The following is a 15822-nucleotide window of genomic DNA, read 5'->3' as shown; positions in this document are numbered from 1 at the left end:
GCCGATAAACGACGCGATCGGTCGCGGGACGTCCCTCATCCGCTCGCCGCGACGCGTCGCTCACCAGGGTTCGTCCTTCAGCCCGAGGAGGTACGCGACGCCGTTCGTGAGGACGTGAAGCACGGGCGTCAACACCAGCACGACGACGACGACGGTGAGCGTGAAGGTATCGCGGAACCACCCGGGCGCGGCGACGGCCGTGAGCGCGAGGGCGACGACGACGAAATCGAGCTGGTCGAGGAGGGGGAAGGCGGAGCCGCGCTCGCGGCCCGAGCGGCGTTTGAGGAAGGACGCGAGGACGTCACCGAGCATCGCGCCGAACGGGAGGGTGAGGGCGACGACCGGCGGGAATCCGGGGAGGGCGGTGCCGACGGCTCCGGCGACGGTCGGCGCGACGGCGTCGAGGGCGAGCGCGAGCGCCGCGCCGGCGAGCGTGCCGAAGAGAGTGCCGCGCCACGTCTTCCCGTCGCCGAGGATCCGATTGCCGTCGCGCCACGTCCGCCCGCCGTCGATGGGGCGCCCGCCGCCGGCGAGGACGGCCGCGTTGTTCGGGACGTACGCGGGCAGCATCGTCCAGAACGCGACGACGACGGCCTCGACTGGGTGCATGGCTCGTCGGTGCGTCGCCGGGTGCTTAACGGCTTATGTCTCGCCGTGGGCGGTGGGGCGGTAGGGAATCAGCGACGGCCGCCGACGCTAGACGTTTATCCCCGTTCCTCTCGCATCGTTTCGACAATGAGTTCGTGGAAGCGGGACGCGGCGAGTGGGCTCATCGTCATCATCCCCGTCCTCGTCACGCTCTACATCATCTACTGGGTGTTCGGATCGCTGGCGAGCGTGGCGCTGATCGCGACGCAGATCCGGAACCCGTACCTCGCGGTGCTGTTGACGCTCGTCGTCTTCGTCCTCGTGGTGTTCGCCGTCGGGTACCTGATGCGGACGGCGCTCGGACGGTTCCTCGAGGACCGCCTCGACGACGTGATCAATCGCCTCCCGGGGTTGCGGATCGTCTACAACGCCTCGAAGATGGCCGTCGAGACGGCGCTGAACGGCACCGAGGAGTTCCAGAAGCCCGTGAAGGTCGAACCCTGGGACGGGATGCGGATGACCGCCTTCCGAACGGGACAGCGCGCCCCCGACGGCCGCGAGATCCTCTTCATCCCGACGTCGCCGAACATCACCTCGGGCTACGTCGTCGAGGTCGAGCCCGAGGACGTCATCGAGACCGGCGAAACGGCGGAGGATGCGCTCACCCGCGTCCTGTCGGCCGGGTTCGGAAACAGCACTACCGGCGCGAGCGACGTCTCGAAGTACCTCGACGAGACGGAGCGCGAGAACGACGAGGAGCGCGACGAGACGGGAAGAAGGCCGAACGGGACGGCGGACGGATCGGACGGTGGTGCGGGCTGACCGAGGCGACGGCGCGACGGGACGAGCGGCGGGGATCGGACGAGAACGAGAAAGGGGGTGAGGTGAGGCGGTGGCCGTCCGGCGTGAGAGGGAGACGAGACGGACGCGTCGGTGGCGGGACGGCGCGGCGCGTCGCGCTCGCGGGGCTTTGCGTGCGCGACGTCGCCGTCGGCTCGCTGCGTAGGGAGAAGCGACGCTTCTCCCGATGGTCGGGCTTTGCGCGCGAGCGGTCGCCGAAGGCGGCCGGAGCCCGAAGACGGTCGTTGGGTAGGCTTATCGGTGCGGCACGGAAAGGGTGGATCGATGGACGCCTGGCTGTGGGTCCTCGCCGCCGTATTGGTCGTGTGGATCGGAGTGGCGACGCTGGATCGGAACGGATACCTCCCCGACTACGTCGGGACGATGGGGCCGATGCTGACCGTGCACACGAAGCGGGGGCGGGCGCTCCTCGATCGGATCGCGACGCCCAAACGGGCGTGGCGGGCGTGGGGAAACCTCGGGCTCGGCGCGGCGCTGACCGTCGGCGTGGCGATGTTCGTGTTCCTCGTCGTGAGCGCCCTGAACATCGTGCAGAACCCACCGGCGGCGACGTCGCCGGTCTCCCAACCGCGAAACGTCCTCGTCATCCCGGGCGTCAACGACTTCCTGCCGCTCGACGTCGCCCCGGAGATCGTCCTCGGGCTCCTGATCGGGATGCTCGTCCACGAGGGGGGCCACGGGATCCTCTGTCGCGTCGAGGACATCGACATCTCTTCGATGGGCGTCGTCCTCCTCGCGGCCATACCGATGGGCGCGTTCGTCGAACCCGACGAGGAAAGCCAGAGCGAGGCCGCGCGCGGATCGAAAGCGCGGATGTTCGCGGCCGGCGTGACGAACAACTTCTTCCTGACGGCGCTCGTCTTCCTCCTCCTGTTCGGGCCGGTCGCGGGCAGTATCTCCGTGGCGTCCGGCGCGGCGGTCGGGAGCGCGTTCACGGCGTCACCGGCCGCGCAGGCGGGGATCGGGCAGGGCGATCGCATCGTCTCCGTGGAGAACGAGTCGATCGCCAACAACTCCGAATTCGACGCGGCGCTGGCCGACTCCGCGACTCGGCGCGTCTCGGTCGGCCTCGCGTCCGGCGAGACGACGACCGTGAATCGCTCGCTCCTCGTCCGGGCCGCGCCGACCGCCGGGCCGTTCGCGGAGATCGGGCGGAACACCACCGTCACGGCCGTGAACGGAACCCCGGTCTACACGCGGGCGGGGTTCGCGGACGCGGTCACGAACCGATCGATCGCAGCGCTGACAGTGCGGAACGGGACGTCGGGCGAGACGACGACGGTGACGGGCCCGATCGGCGCGCTCGCCGTCGTCCAAGTCGACGGTCCGACCGCGGAATCGACCGACCTCCCCACGGGCGAACCGATCGTGATCACACGACTCGGCGGACGGCGCGTCACGACGTACGATGACGTGAGCGCCGCGCTCGCGGGGACCGAGCCCGGAGACACCGTGGCGCTGACGGCGTACGTGAACGGCTCGGCCGTGGAGCGGACGGTGACGCTCGGGGCGAGCCCCGACGCTGACGTCGGCTACTTGGGCGTCCTCGGGACGTACGGGACGACGGGACTGTCCTTCACCGACTTCGGGGTCCACCTCTACGACGCCGCGTCCTACCTCGACTACATGAGCGGGAACGTCGGCGACGGCGGGCTCGCCGGGTTCGTCCGCGCCGTCGCGGCGACGCTCGTCCTCCCGTTCATCAGCCTCGTTGACCCCTCGCTCTCCTTCAACTTCGCGGGCTTCTACGGGTGGAACCTCAACTTCTTCGCGGTCGAGGGAGCGCTCGCGGGGCTCGGCGGGGCGACGTTCCTGCTGGCGAACGTCCTCTTCTGGACCGGGTGGATCAACCTCAATCTCGCGTTCTTCAACTGCATCCCCGCGTTCCCGCTCGACGGGGGTCACCTGTTGCGCACGAGCGCGGAGGCCGTGATCGCGCGCCTCCCGATCGACGAGAAACGCCGCGCGGTTCGGACGGTGACGACCGGCGTCGGTCTCGCCATGGGCGTCAGTCTCCTGTTGCTCGTCTTCGGGCCGCGCCTCCTCGGTTGAGCGCGCCGGACTGGAAAGACCCTTGGGCCCACTGGCCCAACACCGACGTATGGTAGACGCGCCCGAGACGGCTGAGGGATGGTTCTCCCTCCACGATTTCCGGACGATCGACTGGGACGCGTGGCGGGACGCCCCCGAGCGCGAACGCGAGCGCGCGCTCGAGGAGGCCGAGGCGTTTCTCGCGGACCGCGAATCGCTCGTCGACGCCGAGGCGGGAGATTCGGCGGTCTTCAGCATGCTCGGCCACGAGGCCGACCTGCTGTTCGTCCACTTCCGCCCCGAGCTCGACGACCTCGACGCCATCGAGCGCTCCTTCGAGTCGACGGCGTTCGCCGAGTACACCGAGCGGACCTACTCCTACGTCTCCGTGACGGAGGTATCGGGGTACGTCAGCGACGAGTACTTCGAGGACCCGGAGAGCGTCGATCCGGGCATTCGTCGCTACATCGAGGGGAAGCTCACGCCGGACATGCCGGACGACGCCTACGTCTGCTTCTACCCGATGAGCAAGCGCCGCGGGCCCGAACACAACTGGTACGACCTCTCCTACGAGGAGCGTGCCGACCTCATGGAAGGTCACGGCGACATCGGCCGCGAGTACGCGGGGAAGGTCCGGCAGGTCATCGCCTCCTCGGTCGGGCTCGACGACTGGGAGTGGGGCGTGACGCTGTTCAGCAACGACCCCGTGGAGCTGAAGGACATCGTCTACGAGATGCGCTTCGACGAGTCCACCTCGAAGTACGGCGAGTTCGGCTCCTTCTACATCGGCCGGCGCTTCCCACCGAGCGACCTTCCGGCCGTGTTGGCCGGCGACCCCGTGCCGACGAGCGACCACGGGGACGAGGACCACCACGATCAGGCGCACGAGTCGGGTGACGACAGCCACCACGGTGACGACGGGGGCGACATTCGCGACGAACTCGACGACCTCGACGTCTACGCCGGCCAGCCCCACGGCGAGGACGTCTACGCCGTCGTCGTCTACTCCGAGGCGGACGTCGACGAGCTCACCGGAGAGGTTGAGGGCCTCACCGAGAGCTTCGATCACTACGACACGCACGTCCGCACGAGCGTCTACGAGGGGGAGGCAGAGCACGCCGTCGTCAGCCTCTGGGACACCCAGTCCGCCGCCGACACCGCCGCGGGCTTCCTCACCGACCTTCCCGGGGTCACGCGGAAGGCCGGGGAGCGTGAGGACGGCTGGGGGACGATGGGGATGTTCTACACCGTCAAGCCCGAGTACCGGGACGACTTCGTCGAGACCTTCGACGAGGTCGACGATCTCCTCGCCGACATGGACGGCCACATCGACACCGAACTCCTCGCCAACGTGGACGACGAGAACGACATGTTCATCGCCAGCCAGTGGGAGTCCAAGGAGGACGCCATGGCCTTCTTCCGCAGCGACGCCTTCGGCGACACCGTCAGCTGGGGCCGCGACGTCCTCGCCGATACGCCGCGTCACGTCTTCCTCGCCTGATCGGGGCCTCGGACTCTCCGCGGTGGCTCGTCGCCACGCACGGTTCGAGGGCACGCCCCCCGTCGCCGGACGGGCCGGCACGGTCGACCCGACCCCCTGCCTTCGCGTGGAAACCACCCGACTGCACACGCGTCCGACCGTCATCGTTCACTTTCACTCCGTACCCGGGCGGAGGCCGACGCGCTCGCCGCGACGCCATGGCTTTTGAGGCTCCTTGCCCTCCGTACGCGTGTATGCTCGAACTCTACCAGTCCGAAGGCTGCCCGCACTGCGCGAAGGTCCGACAGAAGCTCAGCGACCTCGGAATCTCCTACGTCATCCACAACCCCCGCCTCCCCGGCGGCGAGGGCGGCGACGTCACGAACGAGGTCACGCACGACGAACTCCTCGCCGGCGGCGAGGATCAGGTCCCGTACCTCGTCGACACCGATCGCGAAGTCACGATGTACGAGAGCGACGACATCGTCGAGTACCTCGACGAACACTACGCCTAGGTCGGCCCGAAGCGCGGCCCTCGGTTTTTCGCGGCGCGCGATAAGAAGCCGTCAGATGAGCTGTTCGAGCTGCCGCGCTCGTCGATCGAGGTCCAAGAACGGCTCCACTCCGTCGTCCGCGGCGAGGCGTTCGAGGGTGCGGAGCACGTCGGTCCCTCGGGTCTCCGCGTACGCCGCGACGGCGTCGATCTCCGCTCGGTAGAGGACGAGCGAGTCGAGCAGCGCGAGCAGGCAGGCGAGCGCGACGGCCGCCTCGTCGTTCACCGGGAACGCGTCGCTGACGCGCGCGAAGTCCGGGGACGCCGTCGGCGGATCGTCGAGCGGCGTCACCGAGAGACAGCGCGTGCAGAGCGCGGCCCCGGGTCGGTCGTCCGGTAACTGATCGCGGAGGTCGTCGGGGATCGCGAACGCGACCGTCGGGGCGTCACAGCGCGGGCAGGACATACCGACAGTCGCCGCGCGGCGGTGAAAAAGGGACGTGGGAGAGCTAGTCCACGATGCCGGCGTCGGCGGCAGCGGCCTCGGCTTCGGCGCGCTCTTCCTCCTCTTTTTTGTCCTTGACCTTCTTCATGCGGAAGATCTCCTCGCGTTCCTGCTCTTCGAGCTTCTGCTCGATGTAGTCCTGTGACTCGTAGAGGTCCGGTAGGACGGTGAACTCGAGGGCGTTGACGCGGCGTTTCGTGCTCTCGATCTCCTCCAGGAGCTTCTTCATCGCCGTCTCGACCTCCGCGGCGAGGACGATCGTCTCGAGGAGGTCCTCGTAGGCCTCGGCGGCCTCGTCGATTCGGGAGCTGGTGCCGATGACGCCGTAGCCGCGCTGGTCGAGGCTCTTCGAGACGCGCGAGGCCTCGATCTGCGGGACGACGACGCCCATGATGTTGTTGGAGCGGACCGTGATCTCGGGGTGCTCCTTCAGCGCCGCCGCCGCGCCGCGGACCGCGACGTCGCCCTCCATGGCGCGCGCCATGTTGATCGTCTGTTGGGCGTCCTCGTAGTTCTGCTCGAGGTCCGCGCGAACGTCCTGCGCCTGATCGAGGATGTCCATGAACTCCATGATGAGGCCGTCACGCTTCTGTTCGAGCGTGTCGTGGCCCCGCTCGGAGAGGTCGATCCGGTCCTCGATCTCCATCAGGTTCTTGCGCGTCGGTTTGACGTCCTCGGCCATGGTGCGTTAGGCCTCCGCTTCCTCGGCGTCGTCCGCCGTGTCGGGCTCCTCGCCCAGGTAGTACTCCTCGATGAACTCCTCGTCGATGCGCGAGAGCTCGCTCTTCGGGAGGATGGAGAGGACGTCCCACGCGATGTCGAGGGTGTCCTCGATGTCGCGGTCCGTGTGGAACCCCTGATCGACGAACTCCTCTTCGAAGGCCTCTGCGAAGTCGAGGACCTTGTTGTCGCGCTCGTCGAGCGCCTCGCGGCCGACGATGTTCACGAGGTCGCGCAGGTCCTTCCCCTCCGCGTAGGAGGCGAAGAGCTGGTCGGAGACCCCGCTGTGGTCGGCGCGGGTGACGCCCTCGCCGATGCCGTCGTCCATCAGGCGGGAGAGCGACGGGAGCACGTCGATGGGCGGTTCGACGCCCTGGCTGTTCAGTTCGCGGCCGAGCATGATCTGCCCCTCCGTGATGTACCCCGTGAGGTCGGGGATCGGGTGGGTGTCGTCGTCGCCCGGCATCGTGAGGATCGGGATCTGCGTGACGGAGCCGTCCTCGCCCTGCAGGCGTCCGGCGCGCTCGTAGAGCTGAGCGAGGTCCGTGTACATGTACCCCGGGTAGCCACGGCGACCCGGCACCTCCTCGCGGGCGGCGCCGATCTCGCGGAGCGCCTCACAGTAGTTCGTCATGTCCGTGAGGACGGTGAGAACGTGATAGCCCTTCTCGAAGGCGAGGTACTCGGCCGTCGTCAGCGCCATCCGCGGCGTGACCGTCCGCTCGACGGCGGGGTCGTCCGCGAGGTTGAGGAAGACGACGGAGCGTTCGAGCGCGCCCGTGCGCTCGAAGTCGTCCATGAACTCGTTGGCCTCCTCCTGCGTGATACCCATGCCGGCGAAGACGACGGCGAACTCCGTCTCCTCGCCCTCGTCGGCGACGTCCTCGGGGACGCTCGCCTGGCGGGCGATCTGGAGCGCGAGTTCGCTGTGCGGGAGCCCGGAGGCGCTGAAGATCGGGAGCTTCTGTCCGCGCACGAGCGTGTTCATGCCGTCGATCGCGGAGATGCCCGTCTGGATGAATTCCTCGGGGTACTCTCGGGCCGTGGGGTTGATCGCGGCACCGACGATGCTCCGGCGCTCGTCGGGCACGATGTCCGGACCGCCGTCGATCGGGTTCCCGGAGCCGTCGAGGACGCGACCGAGCAGGTCCTCCGTGACCGGGAGCTTGAGCGTCTCGCCCAGGAACCGGACGGACGCGTCCCGCCCGACACCCTCCGTTCCTTCGAAGACCTGGATGGCGACGTAGTCCTCCGCGGTTTCGAGGACCTGGCCGCGCTTGACTTCGCCGCTCGGCGTCTCGATCTCGACGATCTCGTCGTAGCCGATCGGTTCGTCGGTCTCGACGTACACCAGCGGGCCGCTGACCTCCGTGATTGTCTGGTACTCTTTCATTAGTAGAGGGCCTGCAGCTGTTCCGTGATCTCTTCCTCGAGCTCCTCGACGTACGCCTCGTACTCCTCCTGCGTCGCGATCCGGTTGAGCCGGGGCGCGGCGTCGATGGAGGTGATCTCCTCGATCGGCGCGCCGGCCTCGAGGGCCGCGAACGCCTCGTCGTTGTACGTGTGGATGGCCGTGAGGATCTCGTAGGTCTTCTCCGGCGGGGAGAACGTGTCGACGTCGTGGAACGCGTCCTGCTGGAGGAAGGCCTCGCGGATGTAACGCGCGACGTCGAGCGTCAGGCGCTGGTCGTCGGGGAGCGCGTCACGACCGACGAGCTGGACGATCTCCTGCAGTTCGTCCTCCTCGTCGAGGACGTCGACCGCCCACTGGCGCTCCTCCGGCCAGTCGGGGGCGACGTTGTCTTCGAACCACGGGTCGAGCTGGTCCTTGTAGAGCGAGTACGACTCCGTCCAGTTGATCGAGGGGAAGTGACGGCTCTCGGCGAGGTCGGCGTCGAGCGCCCAGAAGCACTTCACGATACGGAGGGTGTTCTGCGTGACCGGCTCAGAGAAGTCCCCGCCGGGCGGGCTGACCGCGCCCACGACGGAGACGGAGCCCTCCTCGCCGCGCAGCGTCTCGAAGCGACCGGCGCGCTCGTAGAACTGCGCGAGGCGCGCGGCGAGGTACGCGGGGTAGCCGCCCTCCCCGGGCATCTCCTCCAGCCGGGAGGAGATCTCGCGCATGGCCTCCGCCCACCGCGAGGTGGAGTCGGCCATCAGCGCGACGTCGTACCCCATGTCGCGGTAGAACTCCGCGATGGTGATACCCGTGTAGATGCAGGACTCGCGGGCCGCGACCGGCATGTTCGAGGTGTTGGCGATGAGCGTCGTCCGCGCCATCAGCGGGTTGCCGGACTTCGGGTCCGTGAGGTTGGGGAAGTCCTCGATGACCTCCGTCATCTCGTTCCCGCGCTCGCCACAGCCGATGTAGACGACGATGTCCGCGTCGGACCACTTGGCGAGTTGCTGTTGGGTGACCGTCTTCCCGGAGCCGAAGGGGCCCGGGATGGCCGCCGTCCCGCCCTTCGCGATCGGGAAGAGACCGTCCTGCACGCGCTGGCCCGTGACGAGCGGTTCGGTCGGCGTGAACTTCTCCGCAGAGGGACGGGCCTGTCGGACCGGCCACTCCTGGTGCATCGTCACTTCCTCGCCGTTGTCGAGGACGACGATGGGTTCCGTGACGGTGTGCTCGCCCTCGTTGACTTCGACGACTTCGCCGCCCTCGAAGTCCGGGGGCACGAGAACTTTGTGCTCGATGCTGACCGTCTCGGGGACGGTCCCGACGACGTCGCCGGGTTCGACGACGTCACCCGCGGAGACCGTCGGGGAGAAGTCCCAGGAGGCCTCCAGATCGATCCCCGGGGAGTCGACCCCGCGGTCGAGGAACGCACCCATCTCGTCCTCGAGGACGTCGAGCGGGCGCTGTACGCCGTCGTAGATGGTGTCGAGGACCCCCGGGCCGAGATCGACCGTCAGGGGTTCGCCCGTGTTCTCGACCGGTTGGCCCGGCGAGATCCCGGACGTCTCCTCGTATACCTGGATCGTCGTCGTCTCGCCCTCTATCTCGATGACCTCGCCCATCAGCCCTTCGTCGCCGACGTAGACGACGTCGTTCATCTGGGCGTTGAGGCCCGTGGCGGTCACGACCGGACCGCTCACGCTCGCGATTTCGCCGGTGTCTGTTGCGGTGTCTGTCTGGCTCATTCGTTCGCACCTTCGTCTTGGTCCATCAAGTCGATCCCGATGGCCCGCTTTATCTGTTCGCGCATTCCACTGCTCCCGCCGCTGCCACCGCCGATGGTGACGACCGTCGGCTCGACGCTCGTCTCGACCGCCTCGCGGACCTGCCGCGAGAGGTAGTCGAGATCGTCCGCGTGCATCACCACGATCCCGACGTCGTCGGTGTCGAGAACGTCGCTGACCGCGGCGTCGAGCCGTTCGTCTTTCTCCTCCTCGGGGACGTTCCGGAACTCGCGGACGCCCGCGAGGCGAAAGCCCGTCGTGAACTCGGCGGTACCGATGACGGCGATCTCCTGGCTCATAGCATCACCAGTTCCTGTTCGATCTCCTCGCCGCTCAGACCGACCTCGCGGCCGCGCGCGATCGCTCGGATGTTGTCGACCTCGCGCTCCTTCGCGAGGACGTACGCGAGGACGGGACAGACCGAGAGCGGGAAGACGTGTGAGAGGTGATCGGCGTACCCCAGCAGGGCGGTGTCGAGCGCGTGCTCGAACCCGATGAGGGTGTCCGCCGACTCCAGCCGTTCGAGCGCCGGGCCGAGTTGCTCGCTGTACCGGCTCTCGCGGAGGCGTGCGACGAGCTCGTCGCGGTTCTCCACGAGCGACGCGAGCTCGGTGGCCTCGAAGAGGCGACCCCCGGCGATGTAGTACTCCGAGGGATCGATGCTCGCGCCGCTTCGCGCGAGGCGGAACGCGTTGCGGATGTTCCGGAAGTCGACCTCCGCCTGGAGGAACTTCACGAACTCCCGCGTCCCGCTCTCCGTCGTGGCGTTCAGCCCGCGGAGGAGCGTGCTGTAGAACGTCCGGTCGACGGCGTTCTCCAGGGGAACGAGCGCGCCGGTCTCCTCGTACTCGGCGAGCGCGTCCGCGAGCGGGTCGCCGAAGACGGTCTCGGCGAGCGCGTCGACGATCGCCTGAACGCTGCCGCACTCTTCGAGCGTCGTGAGGAGCGCCTCGTCGAACTCCCCGGCGCGGATGAAGTCATCGTCGACGACGCCCGAGTCGGTCTCCGAGTAGACGCCGCGGAGGGCCGTCTTCACGTTCCACGCGTCGAACTTCCGGAGGTAGCGCGAGATGAGGTCGTACAGCGTCCCCTGCGACCATTCGAGGAGGTCGTCGAAGTGCCGCGCGAGGTTCCGGTTGAGCGCGTGCTCGACGAGGTCGACGCCGGAGTGGCGAGAGCCGAGCGCGTCGATCTCCGGGCCGTACTCGGACTCCCCGAGCGACCGAGCGATCTCGCTCGGCCCCATCCGCGTGAGCGTGTCGTACTCGTCGGCGTCGAGCAGGAGCGCCCACCGCGAGCGCACGCGTGCGTTCACGTACGAGTAGTTCGACGCGTCGCGGCTGATGACGTTCATCGGTCGTCGAACAACCGGTCGGAGATCTGCTTCAGTTCGTTCTCCCAGACGTCCTCGAGGACGCTGTCGAACGTGTTCTTCACGCGAACGCGGGACGTCTCGCTCTCGACGACGACGCCGCCGAGACAGTCGTATTCGCCCGCCGTCGTGACGTTCGGGCGCTCGTCGAGGAGGTCCTCGAGGAGCGCTTCGTCGCCGGGTGCGTAGTGGACGGCGAGCTGCTCGTCCTCGTCGAACTCCGCGAGGGAGTCGGTGAGGAGCGAGTCGGTCAACGAGCGGCGCTTCTCTGCGTCGAGGTCGGTGAGACGCGACTCGACACGGTCACGGACGTCGTCGAGCGCCTCTCGCCGGGCGCTCATCCGTTCGTGTTTGGCTTCGAGCTTCGCGCTGGAGAGTTCCTGCTCGCGCAGCTGGTCGATCTCCTGCTCGACCTCGGCTTCGGCGTCGGCGACGATCTCGTCGGCCTCCGCTTCCGCCTCCGCGACGATCTCTTCGGCTCGCTCCTCCGCCTGCTGACGGATGGCCTCGGCTCGCTCCTCGGCCTCCGATCGGATTTCCTCCGCGACCGTTTCGAGACTCATCGTGGGCTTAGACGATGAAGATGACGACGATCGCGAGGATGACGAGCGTCTCCGGCAGGACCGTGAACAGGAGGCCGATACCGAAGAAGTCGCTGTCTTCTGCGATGGCACCGACGGCGGCGGCACCGATGCCGCCCTCAGCGATCCCCGCACCGAGTGCGGCGATACCGACGCCGAGTGCGGCACCTGCGGCGGGCGGGAAGGCGACCGTGGAGCCGGCTTCCGCGCTCTGCTGTGCGATCAGTCCGAGCATGTTGATGGCTGCGACGAGGGTTTCGTACATTATTGGTTAATCCTGGGTGGTGTAGGTTCGCTGGTGGCCGAACGGTTCGTATTTCTCCCCACCGCCTTCATAAAACTTCCCAAAGAACTCGACGTATTCCAGACGAACGGCCTGTAGACCGGCGCTGGTAACACCGAGGGCAAGCACTAAGGCGTGACCGAGGACGAAGATGACGACGCCGCCGACGACCGCCGCGATGGGGCCGTGGATGAGACCGCCGAACATCAGCGTCGCTTCGGGGTGGGTGGACTGTACGTGGCTCCAGCCGTGATTGAGCATGAAGTGGAACTCGCCGTGCGTCTCGTACGCGCCGAAGAAGAGCAGGTTGACGACGAACGCCATTCCGCCCTTGGCGAGCATGACCGCGGCGAGCCGGGTGTAGGAGAGGACGTGCGTGAGGGAGTTCAGCGCGCCCTCGACGGCGCCGATGGCGCCCTCCGCGTAGATGAGGAGAGCGTACCCGACGAGACCGACGACGATGGCCGCCCAGCCGACGGTCGGCGAGAAGCCGGTGAAGCCGAGGGGCTGACCGGAGAGCGAGGTGAACAGCAGTTCGGGCTTCGCGCTCTCCATGGCGCGGCTGAAGATCCAGATCCACAGCCCGACCATGAGGATGGCCCACGACGCGCCCTCGGTGAGCGCCTCCCACGCGCCGTGTCGGAGTCGCTTGTACGTGTCGATGGCGTATCCGAGAGTGAGGTGGAGGAGTGCGGCGAGGACAGAAACGACGAGCCAGAGGCGCGCCCACTCCGCGTTCGCCGGCATCAGGCCCTTGTGGAGCGGCGGGCTGCCGGCCCAGAGGTACTCGCTGATCAGGTGGAAGCCGAACACCTCCCCGTAGAGGATCCCGAAGACGACCGTCGCCACTCCCGAGATGACGGCGACGCCGCCGAGGGCGGCGAGCGCGTCGCTGTCGAGACGCGTGTACATCAGCCAGCCGACGGCCGTGTAGAGGATCCCGTAGCCGACGTCGCCGATCATGAAGCCGTAGAAGACCGGGAACGTCAGGAACAGGATGAGCGTCGGGTCGAGGTCGAAGTAGTTCGGTCGGTTGATGACGCGAACGAGCATCTCGAAGGGTTCCGCGACCTTCGGGTTGTCCTGAACGACCGGCGGTCGGTCCGTCCGTCCGCCGTCGGCGACGGCTTCCTGCTCGCCGTGACCGACGTCGTGCTCCGGGGGCTCGTACGCCGCACGCTCGAGCTCCTCGACCTCGATCCGCTCGCCGAGCGCGTCCTTCAGCGCGGAGGCGTAGGACTCGTAGTCCCGCGTCGGGATCCACCCCTCCGCGAAGAAGGCGTGCTCGGTCGTGGCGAAGCTGAGCGGCGCTTCTGCCTTCTGGACCTCGATGCTGAGCTTCTCCTCGGCCGCGAGGAGGAAGCCGGCGTGTTCGAGGCGCAGGCTCCGCAGGTCGCTTTCGACGCTCTCCAGATCGGATCGAAGCTGCTGCTTGCGGTGTTCGAGGCGTTCGAGGTAGTCGGCGGGCGACCCCTCCTCCTCGGGGACCTCGTAGCGTTCGACTTCGAGCCCGACGAGGGCCTCGGAGAGGGCGTCAGCTGGGGCGTTCGACTCGGGGTAGGCGACGACCGCGAAGACGTCGCCCTCGGCGAACACCTGGTAGGACCGGATCGACCCGGCGTCAGCGAGCGCGTGACCGACCGCGTCGGTGTCGCCCTCCCCGACGACGACGTCGAGGGAGTCGTACCCCCACAGCAGGTCGAGATCGATCCCGAGCGTCACGAACGGCTCGACCGCGGCGATCTGTTCGTCGATGGCTTCGAGGTCGTCCTCGACGGCGGCGCGCTCGTCGTCGAGCTCGTTGACTTGCTGTCGGACGCTTTCGAACTCCCCTTCGAGCGCCTCGTCCGTGACGATGCGCGCGGGTCCGGCGTCCTCCTCGGTGACGTCGAGGATGTTGATCAGCGAGCGGACGGTGACGAGCTTCTCCGAGGCGGCGTCGGCACCCTCAAGGGGTGAGCCGGCGTCGAACCCCTCGATGGTGCCGTCGTAATCGGAGAGGTGGAGGACCCGCTGGTCGTGCGTCACGTCGATGACGTCCTCGATGACGTTCTTGGTGCCCGTGACGGACACCTTGCTCATCTGCTCAGGTCTGAGCATCTACCGCCTCCTCGAACTGGCCGAGGGCGTACTCGACGGCCGCGTCGGTGTTCGCGTCGGCCGTCGCGCGGAGCTGTTCGCGCTCCGCTTCGCCCTCCTCGATGATTCGCTCGCGCTCGGCCTCGATCTGCTCGCGGGCCTCGGCGAGGCGCTCCTCTTTCAGCTCTGTCGCGCGTTCTTCGGCCTCTTGACGGATCTCGTCGGCCCGTTGCCGGGCCTCGGCGAGGCGCTCCTCGCGGGCTTGCTCGGCGTCGGCGACGATGTCGTCGGCGTCTTGCTCGGCCGTCTGAATGCGTTCTAAGACCTCTGGCCTCGGCATGGGCTAACGGGTGGGAATTGAACGAACGCGTATAAGGTAGTTGCGAAAGGAACGAGCGTCCGAAAGACGGGAACTTATGTTCCGCGCGGCGTTACGAGTCGGGGATGGGAGTCCTCGAAGACAAAGGACGGGCCCGGCTCTTCTACCGGTACCTCTCGACGGTGTACGACCGCATCAACCCGTTCATCTGGAACGAGGAGATGCGCGCGGAGGCCCTCGAGATGCTCGCGCTCGACGCCGACGACCGCGTACTCGACGTCGGCTGTGGCACCGGGTTCGGAACCGAGGGACTCCTCCAGTACACGGAGCACGTCTACGGGCTCGATCAGAGCGAGGGGCAACTGGAGAAGGCGTGGGCGAAGTTCGGGAAAACGGACCGCGTCGACTTCACGTTCGGCGACGCCGAGCGCCTCCCGTTCGCAGACGACAGCTTCGACGCTGTGTGGTCGTCGGGATCGATCGAGTATTGGCCGAACCCCGTCGCGGCGCTCCGCGAGTTCCGCCGCGTGGTGAAGCCCGGCGGGGACGTCCTCGTCGTCGGGCCGAACTATCCGCGCTCGACCGTCTTCCAGAAGCTCGCGGACGCGATCATGCTCTTCTACGACGAGGCCGAGGCCGACCGGATGTTCCGCGACGCCGGCTTCGAGCGCATCGAGCACCGGACGATGGGGCCGACCTACAAGCCGGACGTGGCGATTACGACGCTCGCGCGCGTTCCGGACGACGACTGAGCCGGTTCGACGCGCGTTCTGACGGTGGCGATCGGGAGCCCCGCACGAGTGAGTCGAACCGTGAGGCGATCGCCCGCGTGTATCTGCGGTGCGTTCGTCCCGGCGAGCCGAAGCGTCGCGCGTTCGCCGGCGTGCCACGTCGCGTCGCTCGCGGCGTTGAACGGCCCGGTCGGCGCGCCGTCGAACCCGCGCTGGCCGACGAACGGCGGGGACGGCTGATAGCGGAGGGGGTGACCGTCGACGGTCGCGGTGATCCCGAGCGCCGCGACGTCCAGCGGGGGTCCGCTCCGGTAGGTGAGCGCGATCGTCCCGTCCGCGGACGCGGCGAGATCGAACGCCGCGGGTATCGGCGCCGCGATGTCGGCACCGGTGTCGGCGAGCGACGCCGCGACGACGCCGCTAACGACGACGCAACACGCGAGGAGGAGGAGCGTCCCGACGACGGGGGCGATCCCGCGGGGCTGAGCTGTCACGGGGCGGCGTCGTGACGTACTCCGTAAAGAACCCGCGTGGTCGGCTCTCTCTTCGAGTGCGGGCGCGTATACGACAATCTGAAGGTATGGAAAGCGTTTTGC

General features: G+C 67.8%; 17 protein-coding genes. 5 read left to right on the top strand and 12 right to left on the bottom strand.

Annotation, left to right across the window (positions count from 1 at the left end):
- Positions 1–60: 60 nt before the first annotated feature.
- Complete coding sequence (locus tag J2754_RS02975; protein ID WP_188877600.1) at positions 61–609, bottom strand: CDP-2,3-bis-(O-geranylgeranyl)-sn-glycerol synthase; 549 nt, start codon at positions 607–609, stop codon at positions 61–63.
- A 126-nt stretch (positions 610–735) separates the two neighbouring features.
- On the opposite strand from J2754_RS02975, the gene J2754_RS02970 reads away from it, so the two are divergent.
- From J2754_RS02970 to J2754_RS02955, 4 genes are all read left to right on the top strand, one after another.
- Entirely contained in the window at positions 736–1410 is a 675-nt protein-coding gene (locus J2754_RS02970) for a DUF502 domain-containing protein (protein ID WP_188877599.1), read from the top strand.
- Between the two features lie 303 nt (positions 1411–1713).
- Positions 1714–3501, top strand: coding sequence for a site-2 protease family protein (locus J2754_RS02965; protein ID WP_211086639.1), 1788 nt, complete (start codon positions 1714–1716; stop codon positions 3499–3501).
- 49 nt (positions 3502–3550) lie between these two features.
- A complete protein-coding gene (locus J2754_RS02960) occupies positions 3551–4981 on the top strand; it encodes a heme-binding protein (protein ID WP_188877596.1) in 1431 nt (476 codons plus the stop codon).
- Between the two features lie 233 nt (positions 4982–5214).
- On the top strand, positions 5215–5475 hold the full coding sequence (locus tag J2754_RS02955; protein ID WP_188877594.1) for a glutathione S-transferase N-terminal domain-containing protein: 261 nt from the start codon (positions 5215–5217) through the stop codon (positions 5473–5475).
- Between the two features lie 51 nt (positions 5476–5526).
- Here the strand turns inward: J2754_RS02955 and J2754_RS02950 are convergent, their stop codons facing one another.
- From J2754_RS02950 to ahaH, 10 genes are read right to left on the bottom strand one after another with little or no spacing between them, the layout of a single operon-like run.
- Positions 5527–5919 (bottom strand): DUF6276 family protein, encoded by a 393-nt coding sequence (locus J2754_RS02950; protein ID WP_188877592.1) that lies wholly within the window; start codon positions 5917–5919, stop codon positions 5527–5529.
- Between the two features lie 43 nt (positions 5920–5962).
- A complete protein-coding gene (locus J2754_RS02945; RefSeq protein ID WP_188877590.1) occupies positions 5963–6640 on the bottom strand; it encodes a V-type ATP synthase subunit D in 678 nt (225 codons plus the stop codon).
- A 6-nt stretch (positions 6641–6646) separates the two neighbouring features.
- A complete protein-coding gene (locus J2754_RS02940) occupies positions 6647–8071 on the bottom strand; it encodes a V-type ATP synthase subunit B (RefSeq protein ID WP_188877589.1) in 1425 nt (474 codons plus the stop codon).
- On the bottom strand, positions 8071–9822 hold the full coding sequence (locus J2754_RS02935) for an ATP synthase subunit A (RefSeq protein ID WP_188877587.1): 1752 nt from the start codon (positions 9820–9822) through the stop codon (positions 8071–8073). Before J2754_RS02935 ends, J2754_RS02940 begins: the two co-directional genes overlap by 1 nt.
- On the bottom strand, positions 9819–10160 hold the full coding sequence (locus J2754_RS02930) for a V-type ATP synthase subunit F (protein ID WP_188877586.1): 342 nt from the start codon (positions 10158–10160) through the stop codon (positions 9819–9821). Before J2754_RS02930 ends, J2754_RS02935 begins: the two co-directional genes overlap by 4 nt.
- Positions 10157–11215 (bottom strand): V-type ATP synthase subunit C, encoded by a 1059-nt coding sequence (locus J2754_RS02925; protein WP_188877585.1) that lies wholly within the window; start codon positions 11213–11215, stop codon positions 10157–10159. Before J2754_RS02925 ends, J2754_RS02930 begins: the two co-directional genes overlap by 4 nt.
- Positions 11212–11796: a V-type ATP synthase subunit E gene (locus J2754_RS02920; protein WP_188877583.1), complete on the bottom strand. Its 585-nt coding sequence runs from the start codon at positions 11794–11796 to the stop codon at positions 11212–11214. The genes J2754_RS02925 and J2754_RS02920 overlap by 4 nt, the downstream gene beginning before the upstream one ends.
- Before the next feature lie 7 nt (positions 11797–11803).
- Complete coding sequence (locus J2754_RS02915; RefSeq protein WP_188869526.1) at positions 11804–12079, bottom strand: F0F1 ATP synthase subunit C; 276 nt, start codon at positions 12077–12079, stop codon at positions 11804–11806.
- 6 nt (positions 12080–12085) lie between these two features.
- On the bottom strand, positions 12086–14197 hold the full coding sequence (locus tag J2754_RS02910; protein ID WP_188877582.1) for a V-type ATP synthase subunit I: 2112 nt from the start codon (positions 14195–14197) through the stop codon (positions 12086–12088).
- Positions 14184–14516, bottom strand: a complete 333-nt coding sequence (gene ahaH / locus J2754_RS02905; protein WP_188877580.1) for an ATP synthase archaeal subunit H — start codon at positions 14514–14516, stop codon at positions 14184–14186. The genes J2754_RS02910 and ahaH overlap by 14 nt, the downstream gene beginning before the upstream one ends.
- A gap of 104 nt (positions 14517–14620) precedes the next feature.
- Here ahaH and J2754_RS02900 point away from each other — a divergent pair, with 104 nt between their 5' ends.
- Positions 14621–15247, top strand: coding sequence for a methyltransferase domain-containing protein (locus J2754_RS02900; RefSeq protein ID WP_188877579.1), 627 nt, complete (start codon positions 14621–14623; stop codon positions 15245–15247).
- Here the strand turns inward: J2754_RS02900 and J2754_RS02895 are convergent.
- Positions 15193–15720: a type IV pilin domain-containing protein gene (locus J2754_RS02895; RefSeq protein WP_188877578.1), complete on the bottom strand. Its 528-nt coding sequence runs from the start codon at positions 15718–15720 to the stop codon at positions 15193–15195. The genes J2754_RS02900 and J2754_RS02895 overlap by 55 nt on opposite strands.
- Positions 15721–15822 lie beyond the last annotated feature (102 nt).

This window comes from Halarchaeum nitratireducens, from assembly GCF_017874695.1.
GTDB classification, from domain to species: Archaea; Halobacteriota; Halobacteria; order Halobacteriales; family Halobacteriaceae; genus Halarchaeum; species Halarchaeum nitratireducens.
The sequence above is the reverse complement of the archived record's forward strand: the minus strand, read 5'-3'. Positions and strand labels throughout refer to the sequence as shown.

What these genes read in the sequence shown, in the direction of transcription:
- J2754_RS02940 (WP_188877589.1), bottom strand. Translation starts at nt 8,071, where the DNA reads ATGAAAGAGTACCAGACAATCACGGAGGTCAGCGGCCCGCTGGTGTAC.
- J2754_RS02950 (WP_188877592.1), bottom strand. Translation starts at nt 5,919, where the DNA reads ATGTCCTGCCCGCGCTGTGACGCCCCGACGGTCGCGTTCGCGATCCCC.
- ahaH (WP_188877580.1), bottom strand. Translation starts at nt 14,516, where the DNA reads ATGCCGAGGCCAGAGGTCTTAGAACGCATTCAGACGGCCGAGCAAGAC.
- J2754_RS02965 (WP_211086639.1), top strand. Translation starts at nt 1,714, where the DNA reads ATGGACGCCTGGCTGTGGGTCCTCGCCGCCGTATTGGTCGTGTGGATC.
- J2754_RS02930 (WP_188877586.1), bottom strand. Translation starts at nt 10,160, where the DNA reads ATGAGCCAGGAGATCGCCGTCATCGGTACCGCCGAGTTCACGACGGGC.
- J2754_RS02955 (WP_188877594.1), top strand. Translation starts at nt 5,215, where the DNA reads ATGCTCGAACTCTACCAGTCCGAAGGCTGCCCGCACTGCGCGAAGGTC.
- J2754_RS02945 (WP_188877590.1), bottom strand. Translation starts at nt 6,640, where the DNA reads ATGGCCGAGGACGTCAAACCGACGCGCAAGAACCTGATGGAGATCGAG.
- J2754_RS02960 (WP_188877596.1), top strand. Translation starts at nt 3,551, where the DNA reads ATGGTAGACGCGCCCGAGACGGCTGAGGGATGGTTCTCCCTCCACGAT.
- J2754_RS02900 (WP_188877579.1), top strand. Translation starts at nt 14,621, where the DNA reads ATGGGAGTCCTCGAAGACAAAGGACGGGCCCGGCTCTTCTACCGGTAC.
- J2754_RS02925 (WP_188877585.1), bottom strand. Translation starts at nt 11,215, where the DNA reads ATGAACGTCATCAGCCGCGACGCGTCGAACTACTCGTACGTGAACGCA.
- J2754_RS02975 (WP_188877600.1), bottom strand. Translation starts at nt 609, where the DNA reads ATGCACCCAGTCGAGGCCGTCGTCGTCGCGTTCTGGACGATGCTGCCC.
- J2754_RS02910 (WP_188877582.1), bottom strand. Translation starts at nt 14,197, where the DNA reads ATGCTCAGACCTGAGCAGATGAGCAAGGTGTCCGTCACGGGCACCAAG.
- J2754_RS02915 (WP_188869526.1), bottom strand. Translation starts at nt 12,079, where the DNA reads ATGTACGAAACCCTCGTCGCAGCCATCAACATGCTCGGACTGATCGCA.
- J2754_RS02970 (WP_188877599.1), top strand. Translation starts at nt 736, where the DNA reads ATGAGTTCGTGGAAGCGGGACGCGGCGAGTGGGCTCATCGTCATCATC.
- J2754_RS02935 (WP_188877587.1), bottom strand. Translation starts at nt 9,822, where the DNA reads ATGAGCCAGACAGACACCGCAACAGACACCGGCGAAATCGCGAGCGTG.
- J2754_RS02920 (WP_188877583.1), bottom strand. Translation starts at nt 11,796, where the DNA reads ATGAGTCTCGAAACGGTCGCGGAGGAAATCCGATCGGAGGCCGAGGAG.